This is a genomic window from Micromonospora sp. CNZ296, from assembly GCF_007827635.1.
In genome coordinates, this window is the sequence record NZ_VISW01000029.1 from 1 (window position 1) to 13,075 (window position 13,075).

A 13,075-nucleotide genomic window follows, 5' to 3' on the forward strand; every position below is an offset into this window, starting at 1 on the left:
CCTGGAAAATCCTGGTCAAGCTGCGCTGCTGCCCACGCCGAGCGACCGCGATCGTGCAGGCCATCCTCGTCCTGCACCGCGTCGAAGCCGACCGCCACGCAGGATGAAAATGGCTCAGTCCATGTCCCACGGCTCCTCCCACGGCGGGTGGAAGCAATCGTGATCAAAGCGCACCAGAAGGCCAGCACCACACTCCGGGCAGGCCACCACGCTGCTCCAGCGGTAGTTGACCTGGTGCCCGAGGCACCGTGCGGAACGCCCCAACGGCTGATGAGCACCACCGTGCGCTGATCCGCCCGGCACACGACGCAGATGCCCATGGCCGCACCTCCCCTGCCGTACGCCCGCAACCACACTGTAGAGATCGACGACAACCCACGGGACGGGGCGAAGGAGGCGAACGCTGTGAGGTCGAGATGAGGTGGGCTCGGTACCGTGACGAGGTGATTCCGAGTTGTCCCGACTGCCACGCCGCGGGCGTTCCTCTGCTCTTCGGCCTCCCGGCGCCGGAAGCCAGAGAGGCCGCAGCCGCAGGCGAGCTTGCGCTCGGCGGATGCTTCCTCCCCGAAGAACCGGTACCGAACTGGCAGTGCCCACGGCAACACCGATGGCACGACGCCGATGAGCGGACATGGAACACGCAACTCCTAGCCGCGCTACTCGCACACGGCTACACCGAGCGGGATGACGACGCTTGAGCCGGCAGCGGGAGCGGGCGCCGGCAGCTGCGGTGCTTCGGCAGAGACCGTGCTCCCCACCGATAACGGCCTCTTACTCCTACGGGACGTCGCCGCGGGCACGCCAGCACACCATCGACCCGCCTTCGAGGCATCGCGCATCCCCCGCTCCGACGCGTGGCTCCCAAAGAGGGCTCGGGCTTACGGCTGCGGGGAGGCGCAGAGTGCGCAGGTGTGTCGGCCGTTGGTGTGCTCAGCGACGTAGTAGTCGATCGATCGAGCCGTACCCGTGTGGTGGGCCTGCCCCGTTTTCCGGTCCACAAGGATCGGCGCGTTACCCATGACGGAGTCGAGGAAGGATCCAGTCTCGATGTACCGCACCGACTGGTAGTGGAACACCCAGAAGGCCGGGCGCTCCTTCACATCGGCGATGGCAAGCGGCGGCACGTCCGGAAACGAGGACATCTCCTGCAGCACCGCCGCTGCGATGCTTCTCGCCTCCTGCTCCGTAACCACCGCCACATCATGCCCTCAGAGAGGCACCCGGGCGACCCCGCCTTACAGAAGGTCAAGCGCCCTGCGAGATGGGAAACCGGTGAGGCGTGCGCCCTCTGGCCTCGGCAGCTTGTCCAATACCGGAGCCACTCTCAACCGACCTGGTCCAGCCATGTGCGGAAGCGGCTTCCGAAGGGTTCCACACCGTCGTACAGCGCAGTCGACAGCCACTCGGCGGTCCCCTCCGCGCGCGTGATGAGGTCTCGTGGATAGTCGTACCGCCTCTGACTACTGGCGAACTCATCCTCGTCGTTCATAACGACTGACCCGCTGGAGACGGAGCAGTGAACCGGACCGACGCGTACCGGTTCATCGACACGATGAAGACCACCTACCCGGCCCGTCTGCTCTGCCGACTCCTTGGCGTCGGCCACAGCGCCTTCTACGACTGGCTTCGGCAGGGACGCCACCGCGATCACCGAGCAGGCGTGGTCAAAGCACCGATCAAGCCGCCGACTTGGCCGAAGCTACACCCGCCTCCCCCCGTTAGCGCGGGATAAGCATCAACACCGCTCCGTCCTTGGAGATAGCGGTGACGTCGTCGCTGGTCCCGCTGCACCGCCAGTGTTCGTGAGCCGCCGATCTCAATGATGGTTCGCCGCCCAGACGGGATCGGCCAGGGTCGCCACACGCTCCCACTGCGGCACTCCGCCGGGGAGCATCCAGGCCTTGCTGGGCTTCGTCGCGAGCTGCGGTGCCACGAAATCGTCGGCGAGCCGCCGTCGCTCAGCCACCAGCGCGTCAGCGGCGCCCGGCGTGCCCTTGGAGATCTCGCGTTCGATGTGCGCGGTGGTCTCGGCATGATGGCGAACCGACCAGGCGTGGCACCGTTGCACCTCGTCGGCGTCGACGACCGCGGTCAGGGTCATCAGCGGCGGCTCGACCATCTCGGCCAGGCAGGCGGCCAGCCGATCATGACCGTCGAGAAGAAGGTACGAGTCGAGGCTGCTCACCCACCACAACAGGATCGGCGGCAGCGTGCCGCTGCGGACCTGCTTGCGGTAGCTCTTCACCCGCGCGTCGTCGGGCCGGGACGTCGGACGCATGGTCAGGACGAGGCCGCTGCCGCCGTGGATGTACCAGTCGAGCTGCCCCGCATCGTCATCGACCAGCAGCTCGGACCACCGCTCGGCGGTCCCGGCAGGTTGCCGGACCGATGCGGCTGCCTCCACGTACCGCAGGTTCGGTGCGCTGGGCTGCAACAACCACCGGCCCGGATACAGCGGCCCTGCTCCGCTGGCGGTGAGCAGATCCGCGAACCGGTACGCCCACCGGACATCCCGATCGTCCGCCGTGCCCCCGCCCATACGACGTGCATCCATCGACCTCACCGGCGGCAAGATCGGGTCGTAGCCCGCCAGCCGCCGGTAGTCGACGTGGTAGTGGCCCGCGTCGAGCCGAGCGAGGAACACCACCGTCGGCCCCTGCCGGATCTGCAGACGCCCGCCCCCGGTCACCTCCACCACGATCCCGGGACACCGGGGCGCGGCGGTGACGTCGAGGAGCAGGCCCTGCCAGCGGTCGTCCCGCACCAGATCCTCACGACGGGCACGGAGACCGCCTGTCCCGGACCGCGATTCCTCAACCACCATGACATCGTCCTACCCGACCACGAACCTGATCACGAGCAAATTTCGGGATGTTCGTTCTCGCCCGGTGAAGCTGAGTACGCCGACTCATGCTCGGCCGGGGAGAGCCGTCCACGCTGACTGCATGACGTCTGACGCGATCGGTACAGGTCGGCGGGGTGGCCCGATCGTGGGATTTCTGGTCCTGGTCTGGGTCTGCGGATTGATCGCGGCGACTGTGTGGTGGGCGGGCATCGGATTGGAGCAGTGGAGCGTCAGTTACGGCGACCAGCCCGGCGAGTTCGCGGACCTCAAACGTCGGGCGAGCCTGGCCCTGCTGGTCGCCGCGTTGGTGGCGGCCGTCGGGCCGGCCGTCATCGCGCTCGTCGCGCACCGGCTGCGGCTGGTCCGGACCGCGGTCGTCTTCCTGGTGCTGGCAGTCGCGATCGCCGCGCCCGCCGGACCGGTTGCCGTGCTCGCCGGCCGGGACCTCGCTCCGGCGCCGGCAGCGACGACGCCCGGCCCGCCATGGCACTGCGTTGAACACAGCGGCGGTGACACCCGCTGCCCGGGCGGATGACCGCAGCGGTTCCGTCGGACTGTCGTGCCATGACGCCGCTCACCTCAAGGCAAGGAGCACGAGGCGATGGCCACGGTGACGGTTCGGGACGAGACAGCGACGGGCAGGGCGATCGATCAGTGGCCGTCGACCGGCCTGCCCGAGCGCATCTCCGCGCGGGAGCTGGTCCGGTTGCGCGTCCGAGAGGAGGTGGCGCGGTTCAACGCCGACCAGGGCGGCCTCTTCCGGGGTCTGGTGCGGCCGACCGACGCGGAGGCGACGCTGAACGGCTATCGAAACTCAGTATCCGGGCTCATAAAGGGCGAGAGGACTGACCGACAAGCTGGGCCCGTTGGCGCCCAAAAGGCCCTTGGACATCAGCCGGTCGATCAGCGTCTCGAGTCGGCGGGAGATATCAGCGCCCCTTCGCGTCCAGCCATACAGTTTGGCAACTTGGGCGCTCAACTCGTCGCGGCCCACACCACCGGTATCGCGGACCAGGTTGACCAGCGCGAGCATCAGCTCCTCGTCGTGGACCTGCTCTACAGTCCGACTGCATTTGTCGGAAGGGCGGCGGATCTCGCTGACCACGACGCCAGGCACGCGTACGAAGTCGCCTTCACGGTTAAGGCCGGCCTGTAGGATCGCGAGATCGATGTTCTCGCGGATCCGCGCCCCGATCCGGCCGATGCCCCAACTGTCACGCAACCGCTGGTGCAGGACAGCGATGTGCACCGGCCCCTCAACGGCTACGACCTCGGCGACACCGATCTTCATGACGTGGGCGGTGCCGCGCTCACCGGGATCGACCCAGTACGGTAGGCGATCAACGATCGCTGTCCGGTACGGCGTCACCCAACTTGGCTGCAGGTCGAGCGCTGCTACCTCGGTGGTGACGGCCGGACGCTCGATCACGTCCTCGACCTGGGACAGCAGCCCACGCACCGGCGCCGCTACAGCCTTCTCGATTGCGGCGCGCAGTCGTTCCTCCTCACCGAGCCGGTTGCGATACCAGGCTGTACCCCATATGCGGTGCAAGTTCCACCCGAGGCCACGCAGCACTTGCTCACGCAATCGGTCCCGGTCCCGGGCGACCTTCGAGGAGTGGTACTGGAATCCGTCGCATTCGACGCCGAGGACGAAGACGCCGGGCCGGTCCGGGTGGCGTAAGCCCATGTCGATCCGGTAGCCGGCCGCGCCAACCTGCGGGGTCACCTCGTAACCCCAGAAACGGATTACGGAGATGACCGACTCCTCGAACGGTGACTCGGCGTCGCCACCCGTGCTGGTGTTCAGCGCGAGCGCCGCGATGCCGCGCTCGGCGTAGTCCAGGTAGCGGCGCAGATGCCGCAGCCCTTCGCTGCCGGCAGAGGCGACGATGTCGGACGCTCGCACGCTGGTGACGACTTCGTTGCGGTAGCGCGCCCGGGTGATGGCCACGTTCAGGCGCCGCCAACCGCCTGCCCGGTTGAGCGGGCCGAAGTTCATCGTGGTCTTGCCGGCCTCGTCGGGACCGTACCCGATCGAGAAGATCATCACGTCGCGCTCGTCGCCCTGCACCGACTCCAGGTTCTTGACGAAGAAGCCGTCGAGCCGGTCATCGGTGAAGAACCTGTCCAGTTCCGGCCGGTCCTCGCGAGCCTGTTCCACCGCATGTTCGATCGCTGCGGCCTGCGCCTCGGAGAAGCTGACAACGCCGAGGGTGAGGTGTGGGCGAGTGGTGAAGTGGTGGATGACCCGCTCGGCGACCTTGGCTGCCTCGACCGGGTTGTCTCGCGACGATCCTCGCCGATAGACACCGGCGGCGTAGAAGAGCTCCACGCCCACGTCGGGCCCGACATCCTCGGCGCCGGGGAACGTGATCAGCCGGCCCTTGTAGAACGACGAGTTCGAGAAGGCGATGAGCGCCTCGTGCCGGGATCGGTAGTGCCAGCGCAGCGTGAGCGCCCGGAACTCGGCGGAGCCCTTCATGAGATCGAGGACAGACTCGAAGTCGACACCGTCTTCAGCCTCCTCGTCCCACTCGTCGCCATCGTTGGCAACACCGGCCGTAAAGAAGCTGGTCGGCGGGAGCTGCTTCTGGTCACCGGCAGTGATCAGGGCTTCGCCCCGGTAGATGCAGTTGACCGCGTCAGCCGGTGCGACCTGACTCGCCTCGTCGAAGATGACGACGTCGAACCGCATGTCGGACGGGAGATACTGGCTGACTGCCAGTGGAGACATCATGAAGCACGGCTTGATCGCCTGGGTGACGTGACGAGTGCGCTCCAGCAGCAGCCGCACCGGCATGTGCTTCTTCTTCTTGCCGGCTTCGCGGCGGATGACGCCCGACTCACCCAGATTGTTGCGGGGCCGACGCGCATTGCAGGAGGTGATGATCTGCGAGGTCGCCGCCGAAATGAGACCACGGTCGAGAACGCGGTACTCCGCTACTAGTGAGTCCCGATCTTCCGCTCGCGCGACACGCAGGGCCGAATCCTGCTGCAGGTGATGGTCGGCCCATTCCTGCAGCAGGGCGCGTTCGAGAACCAGCGGTACCTGGTCGGCGCTCAGTCCCTCGGTGATGCAGAAGTCGATAGCGGTCTCGAGTCCCACGGCGACGAGATCAGTACGGGCACCTTGATAGGCGAACCACTCCTGTTGCCCAGCGCTGTCCTCACGCAACGCCGCGATGAGATCGTCAGCCTCTGCGTAGTCGTCGAGTTCGGCCCCGAGCTCCGCGTGCCGGCTGGGATCGAAGGCGGCCAGCACGTCGGCACGGGCTGCGGCCCACCGTCGCTCGATCTCGCCTAGTTGCGGTGTCGGAACGATGCTCCCCAGCGCCTCGACCTCGGTATCGGTCAAGCGTCGATCGGGACCGACTCGGCAGGCACGCATCTGCGTCGCCCAGTCCAAGGCCGCGTACACGGCCGGCAGATCGGTCTCTTCCCCGTCGTACAGCAGACCGAGATTCGACAGGAAGAAATCGTCGTGTGCTGACAGCGCGGCATAGGCCGCATCGACAGCCGCACGCAGCTGAAGCAAATGGCCAGACTCCGCCACAGTCAACTGTCGGTTCACCGCCTTGCTGACGGATCCGGCCAGCACGGCTGCCGTCCTGAGCGGGGCCTCGTGGCTGTGCAACCAGCCGGCCGCGTCGGTGATCGGAAGCAGGACAAGTTCCGGCCGTGCAGCGTGCAGCGGTTCCGGCGCCAGGCGGGATTGCCAGTCTTGAAGCTTCGCTCGCGTTTCGTCCGCGACGGCAAGCACGCTGGCGTTGGGGGTGGCGTCGCGGGCGATGTGATCGGCGAGCTTGCGCAAGTCAGTGGTACGGGCTCGGCGAATCGCGGTGTCCGCGATCGCCAATGCCCGGGTGATGAGGTTGAAGTCGGTCGAGCGGCCGTCGTAGTAGCCTCCGAGGGCCGCCGCGTGCTGGGTCTCCGCCTCGTGGAGCGCGGCTGCGGCCTGCTTCCAGGTGATCGCCAGTGGGAGTTGGTCACGTGCACACCGCCACTCCACGCCCGGGCAGGTGATCGTCGCCAAGGTGCGCTTGTCGGCGCGGTAGGCGCCGCGCAGCTTCTTCAAGCCGCGGTGTTCCTGCGCGAAGCGGTGCGCCATCCCTTCGACGTCCGCGATAAGTCCGGCCTCGGTGTATCGCGCCACCGCCGCCATCTCTGCCTCCACCAGGGTGGCGATGGCCTGCTGCAGGATGTGCGCGGCCCGAGTCGCGGCAGCGTGGCCTTCGGCGGACAGCCACGCACGTTCGGGGCGGTCTTCACTGGAGCCGAGAGCGGCTGTCGCCAGCGTCGCCGCGGCGTCGTCGAACGACACGACCGGCGGCAGGCCCAGCATGACGGCCACCCCGCTGAGCGATCGGCTGGCCGTCTGCAGTGCCTCAGCGTCGCCCTGAAACGTGTCGGCGAGGACCGTGGCCTGCTCCGCGGTCAGCGATGCGAGGTGCAGGGGTGCAACCGCGAGACGTTCCAGCGTAGAGGTGTCGAGTTCCGGCGTGCTGTCCGCAGTGGGAAGCTCGGACCATGGAACACCGGCGGTACGACTGGCAGCCTCCTGCAGATTGGCAAGCTCGCGCAGTTCGGTGGTGAGCCGATCCGCGGACTCCTTGGCGAAGGTGAGCTGGCCAGCAGTGAGCCACTGCTGCGGTAGGCCCTCCGGCCGCGTGGCGGCGTGATCGACGATACGCGCGAGAGCAGATGCTTGCCCCAACCGGTTGACGTCGAACGCGTTGGCCAGCGAAGCGTTCACCGCGGTGACGCCCCGCAAGGCATGGAGCGCCGACGCCGCTGCGTACAGGCGAGCGTCTAGGGAACCGCGATACGTAACGCCTCTCCAGACGAATGACCGTCCCTGCACGGCCGGCCGCCAGGCCCGGGCCAGCGCCGCAGCGGTGACCCGTACGGTCCCGAACATCTCCACGGTCAGATCAACCGGCGCGATGCCGCTCATTGGGGCAGCGGGAACCTTGTGCAGGTTGGCGATCATGCCGAGGACGTCGTGCAGCGAGTAGTTGAGCGGCGCCCGCGGTGCATTCATGGCTTCGGCGTATGCGTTCAGCTCTTCTCGCCGGCGCCGCGCGTTGTCCAGATCGAGGCCGGTCATGCCGCTTGGGGCGACCGGAACCGTCTCCAATGCCTGACCCAGAGCCGAGGCGACTTCTTTTCGCGTCGCCTTGTGAGAGTGCAGTTCCAGCAGGTAGGCGCTGAGGCCGACATCGTGGAGCCGGTTGCGGACGACTTCGAGCGCCGCCGCCTTCTCGGAGACGAATAGGACGCGTTTGCCTGCGTGCAGCAGCGCTCCGATCATGTTGGCGATGGTCTGCGACTTGCCGGTTCCGGGCGGGCCGTCCATGACGAACGAGCGGCCTGCCAGTGCGGCGGCGACGCTGGCTCGCTGAGATGAGTCGGCGTCGAGCACCAGCGGGATTTGCTCGGCCGGCATGTCACGGTCGACTTGGTCCTCCGTCAGCTCTTCGAAGAGGAAATCCCCGCCACCGGAGCCTCGCCCGCCTGTCGCCAGCCCTTGGATCACCGGATGCTTGGCGATGGAGCTTTCGTTGTCGAGCAGGTCGCGGTACATTGCCTCCTTCGCGAACGAGAAGTAGGAGAGCGTGACCTCGTCATTCACGCGCCAGCCGGTTTGTCCCGCCACGGAAGCTCGCACCTCGGCTAGGAAGTCGGGGTAGGCGACATCGTCGAGATCGTCGACGGACGGCAACGTGACCATCAGTTGGTTGAGCTTGAGCGTCAGCGCCGGGTTGACGGCGGGGTCTTCATCCGCTCGCTGCAACAACGGGAGCTGCCGGGGCCCGGTAGGGTCGAGCCGGACCGGAACCAGCAGCAACGGACTGGTGTGTCGCGTTTTGTCGCCGTCGGTCCAGGTGAGCGAACCGAAGGCCAGATAGAGAATCCACAGGCCGCGGTCCAAAAACTCCTGGTTCGACCGGCGCATCAGGTTGCGAAGCGCCGCACCCAGGTCATTGATCGGCTTGTCCGTCCGGAGTACCTCGACCCGAAAACCTTTGGTCGGAGCGATGCCGTCACCTGACGGGAGTGCCAGTTTCGATCCGGCCGTCGGACCCTCGATCTCGTCTCCGGCCTCTGCTGAGGGAAGGAACCGGAAGTTACGTCCCGCACTGAGCCCGGCCAGGATTTCCGCAGCTGCGGGGTCGAGCACCCGGACCGCCCCCGTCTTGCTCAGTCGGAAGTTGAGGAGCCGGTTCGTGCCGGAGAGGTTGATGAGGCTGTCACGCCATTGGCGGATGGTCGCCTGCAGTAGCCGATCCCGCGCCGCATAGTTCTCGTTCATGCCAGCGCTGCTTTCCATTCGGTTTTCTCCATCCCCGCTGCACATTTCGGATCTTGGTACCGCACCGCTGCGCTGGCGCACGTCGAGGGTCAGATGCCCCATGCCCCATCCAGGAACGTGGGCCAGCGGCATGCCCCGGGTGTACTTCGATCGCGGTGCACGACCGTGCAACGTCTGGGCAGAATGATGTCATCGTTCATGGAGATCTGATCGAACTTAGAGGTCAACTTGACTCTCCCGAACTCAGCCATCCGGGCCGTGTTCACGCGCTGCTGGCCCATGGCCGGACCGAGACGGAGGCGTCAACGGGGCCGTCCTCGGCGGCCGCCGCGACGGCGAGGCGCCCGATGCGGGTGGTCGTCAAGGTAGCTCCTGATCTCCGGTGTGAATTCTCAACGTCGCCATCATCGGCCCTTGGCCTGGGTCAGGCTCTGCCGGTATTCGAGCGCCTCGGGAGTCTCTTCGTACTGCAGGAGGCTGCCGGCCAGCTCGAGCAGGTGTTCTTTGGCCTCATGGGGAGTGGCATAGAAGAACTCGCGCCGTTGGTTGATGAGGTTGACTCTCCGGTCGGCTAAACGAGCGTGCATCTTGGCTTCGATGCCGATGGCATCCTCGGAGAAGAACAGGGCGTGCACGTCGAAGTTGAACGGCACGGAGGCGTCGCTGAGCTCCTTCACCCGGTCGAGCGGGTCGAGGCGCCGGGTCATGCCGACTTTCACCATCTTCTCGCCGAACGCTCCCAGGTTCGAGATGACGTACACGTAGCCGGCGCGCACGTTGGCGGCCCGGTAGTCCACGTCCTCGATCGCGGTGTCGATCTGCGCCAGCCGCTCCTGCATCTGCGCGGCACCGTCGACATCGCCCTTGGCCTGCAGCGCAACGAGGGCGTTGGCGTAGTGCTGACGCTCCTTGTCGAGGCGGGCGCGCTCGCGTTCGATCTCCTGCTGGACCCGTCGCTCCTCCCGCAGCCGTGCCTTCTCCTCCCGCTCACGCTCCTTCTCCTCGGCGACCTTCGCCTGGTAGTCCGCCGTGAGTTCCATCTCGCGAACCCGCAGCCGGTGGTAGCCGTCGGAGATGCGGATGTGCATCGTCTTGCCCAGCTTGGCGATGGTCGCGGCCACCTTGCCCAGGCGCTCGACGGCCGAGTGGAGCTTGTAGGGCTTCAGGCCGCGGACCAGGTTGTCCGCCTCGGCGTTGTAGGCACGCAGCATCAGCTTGGAGAAGTCCCGCACCATCACCCGCCCCTCAGCCGCGGAACCGTTCACTGTCCAGCCAGTCGCGGCCAGGACCGCGCCGCCTTCCCGCTTGGTCATGCTCTTGATCTGGCCCTGCAGCCCAGCCAGAGCTGCCTGGTAGGCGACCGCGTCCGACAGGGGATGCCGATACTCGTAGATGCCGGCCTCCTGCAGCAGCGCCGTCTCCTCAGTCACCACGACCTGCTGACGAAGCTCACGTAGCTGACGGTCGAGATCCGCTTTCTGCCCTTGAGCCGCCGCAGCCTGCTTCGTGATCTCCCGCTTCAACCGCTCTCGATACTGCTCGAGCTCGACCGCCGGGAGCACACCAAGACGGTTCATCTCCCCACGGAGCCGCTCCAGCTCCGCCCGCAGCTGCGTCACCTCCGCAGCCAACTCCCGCGCTTTGCCGCGCGCCCCGAACAGCGGAATCTCAGACTCATCGGCACGTGGAATCGGGACCGATGCAGGCACGGATGCGGCCACTCCAGGTGAGGCGGCCGGCTGCTGTGGCGCGACCGGAACCGCAGGCGGCGCCTCGGCAACCCACAGCTGCCAACCCGGCGGCGGAGGCCCCCACGCCGGATCCGGCTTCCACCCAGGGCCAGGCACCCAGCCCGCCGGCGGCGTCGGCCAATTCGGCGGAGCGTTGAAACGGTACGCCACAGATCAATCCCCCACGTGTCACGCATGAACCGCTGACGCTAGCCCCGCCGCCGCATCTCAACATCGATCAGTCAGCCAACAAGTCTCACCAACAGGACCCACCCAGGTATCCAACCGCTCACTTACGGTCAGATAGCCGACCCAGGGAGGTTGCAACGAACAACGCCACGCCTGGTTAGCTCTCCCCGCACTGCCGAACGCGGCGGAACCCTCGACTTCGCCGAGACCCGAAGCATCCCGCGCCGCGATGGGCCTGCGGACCGTGCTTGCGAGCGGGGGGTTGCTGCACCGATAGGTGACAGTTCCAGTCACGCGGCCTGACTGGCCGGTGGGGTCATGATGGTCTCGTACTCGATAGGGGTCAACCGGGACAGGGATCGTTGGCGTCGACGGCGGTGGTAGGTCCGTTCGACCCAGGTCACGATCGCGGTCCTCAACTGCTGCCGGGCCGTCCAGGTTCGGCGGTCGAGGACGTTGTTCTGCAGCAGGCCGAAGAACGACTCCATGGCGGCGTTGTCGCCGGCAGCGCCGACCCTGCCCATCGACCCGATCATGTGGTGCTGGTGGAGGGCGTGGACGAATTTCCGGCTTCGGAATTGCGACCCGCGGTCGGTGTGCAGCACGCAGCCGGCCACGTCACCACGGCGGGCTACGGCGTTGTGCAGGCCGTTGACGGACAGCCTCGACTTCATCCGTGAGTCGATGGAGTAGCCGACGATCCGGTTGGACCACACGTCCTTGATCGCGCACAGGTAGAGCTTGCCTTCGGCGGTGCGGTGCTCGGTGATGTCGGCCAGCCACAACCGGTTCGGGCCGTCGGCGGTGAAGTCCCGCTGGACCAGGTCGTCGTGCACCGGCGGGCCCACCTTGCCGCCCTTGCCGCGACGCTTGCGCTTGCCGAACGCGCTCCACCAGCCGTTGCCGGAGCAGATCCGCCACGCAGTGCGGTCGGCCATCGGCTGCCCGGCGTCGCGGGCCTCGTCGACCAGGAACCGGTAGCCGAACTCCGGATCGTCGCGGTGGGCGTCGAACGACGCGTTGGCGCGATACGCCGCCACCTCCTCGGCGCTGGTGACGGGCCGGGCCAGCCACCGGTAGTAAGGCTGACGAGCGATCTTCAGTACCCGGCACGTCACCGCCACGGGGATCCCGTCGGCGGCCAGCTCGCTCACGAGCGGGTAGAGCCTTTTCCCGGCAGATGCGCCTGCGACAAGTAGGCAGCAGCCCGCCGCAGGACCTCGTTCTCCTGCTCCAACAACCTGATCCGCTTACGCGCCTCCCGCAGCTCGGCCGACTCGGTGCCGGTCGTCCCGGGCGCGGCGCCGGCGTCGACGTCGGCCTGGCGCAGCCACTTGAACAACGTCATCGGGTGCACCCCGAAATCCTTGGCGATCTGCTCGACCGTCACTCCCGCCTCGCGGTCGCGAGCGACACGCACGACGTCATCGCGGAACTCTCGGGGTAGGGCTTGGGCACAGCGACATCCTTCCAGCCCGCCCGCAGGGCAAGCCATCTCAGATGTCACCTATCGGTGCAGCAAACCCAATTGAGCGTACGAGCTCGACGCTACGACGAGTGACGATTATCTGCCGCGGCGACAACCCGGCGCCCGCCGCCACTATTGAAGCCTTCATGCCAGGTTGGCGAGCACAGCCGCCCTGACATGAAGGACGCAACGAGAAAGATGGATAACCTACTGATAACCCGGGAGCCATTCCAGCGATTCGACATCATCCAGATCTCCGGTTGCCACCAGGGACATGATCCGTGAAATCTCCGGTCTCGACACCTCAACCATGTGACGTGGCTCGTCGTCGGAATCGGGGTTCTCCCAGACGATCCTTCCGCCCTGGAAGGCCGATAGCATCCACCCGCTCTCGTCGTCAGACACAGCAACGTCAGGGTGTTCGTGGTCGGTGGGGCCATCAAGCTCCGCTACGAGCGCAGCGATGGCCGACAGGTCGCCCTCTTCCATTTCGCCGCCTCGATGCGTGATCGTAAAGGACATACCAC

At 66.7% G+C, this 13,075-nt stretch carries 7 protein-coding genes and 1 pseudogene; 2 read left to right on the forward strand and 6 right to left on the reverse strand.

What is annotated here, in order from left to right; translation table 11 throughout:
- Positions 1-107 (forward strand): annotated as a pseudogene (locus tag FB455_RS31100) (IS5/IS1182 family transposase); the annotation flags it as partial.
- Between the two features lie 771 nt (positions 108-878).
- Here the strand turns inward: FB455_RS31100 and FB455_RS31110 are convergent.
- Positions 879-1,193 carry a YrhB domain-containing protein gene (locus FB455_RS31110; protein ID WP_145755654.1) on the reverse strand — a complete coding sequence of 105 codons (315 nt, stop codon included), beginning with the start codon at positions 1,191-1,193 and terminating at the stop codon, positions 879-881.
- Positions 1,194-1,816: 623 nt separating this feature from the next.
- Positions 1,817-2,764 (reverse strand): hypothetical protein, encoded by a 948-nt coding sequence (locus tag FB455_RS31120; RefSeq protein WP_145755656.1) that lies wholly within the window; start codon positions 2,762-2,764, stop codon positions 1,817-1,819.
- 226 nt (positions 2,765-2,990) lie between these two features.
- Between FB455_RS31120 and FB455_RS31125 the strand changes: the two genes are divergently transcribed.
- Complete coding sequence (locus FB455_RS31125; protein WP_145755657.1) at positions 2,991-3,380, forward strand: hypothetical protein; 390 nt, start codon at positions 2,991-2,993, stop codon at positions 3,378-3,380.
- A 279-nt stretch (positions 3,381-3,659) separates the two neighbouring features.
- Here the strand turns inward: FB455_RS31125 and FB455_RS31135 are convergent, their stop codons facing one another.
- From FB455_RS31135 to FB455_RS31150, 4 genes are all read right to left on the reverse strand, one after another.
- Positions 3,660-9,161 (reverse strand): DUF3320 domain-containing protein, encoded by a 5,502-nt coding sequence (locus FB455_RS31135; RefSeq protein WP_186466473.1) that lies wholly within the window; start codon positions 9,159-9,161, stop codon positions 3,660-3,662.
- 404 nt (positions 9,162-9,565) lie between these two features.
- Entirely contained in the window at positions 9,566-10,780 is a 1,215-nt protein-coding gene (locus FB455_RS31140; protein WP_486481623.1) for an SNIPE associated domain-containing protein, read from the reverse strand.
- Positions 10,781-11,370: 590 nt separating this feature from the next.
- Positions 11,371-12,575, reverse strand: a protein-coding gene (locus FB455_RS31145) for an IS3 family transposase (protein ID WP_145755659.1) whose coding sequence is annotated in 2 segments (ribosomal slippage) — positions 11,371-12,252 and positions 12,255-12,575 — 1,203 coding nt in all. Because the reading frame shifts where the segments join, the coding sequence is not laid out codon by codon here.
- A 180-nt stretch (positions 12,576-12,755) separates the two neighbouring features.
- Positions 12,756-13,070: a hypothetical protein gene (locus FB455_RS31150; protein ID WP_145755660.1), complete on the reverse strand. Its 315-nt coding sequence runs from the start codon at positions 13,068-13,070 to the stop codon at positions 12,756-12,758.
- Positions 13,071-13,075: the final 5 nt, after the last annotated feature.

Bases quoted from the DNA above. Each gene is read 5' to 3' on its own strand.
- FB455_RS31150 (WP_145755660.1), bottom strand. From the start codon at position 13,070: ATGTCCTTTACGATCACGCATCGAGGCGGCGAAATGGAAGAGGGCGAC.
- FB455_RS31135 (WP_186466473.1), bottom strand. From the start codon at position 9,161: ATGAACGAGAACTATGCGGCGCGGGATCGGCTACTGCAGGCGACCATC.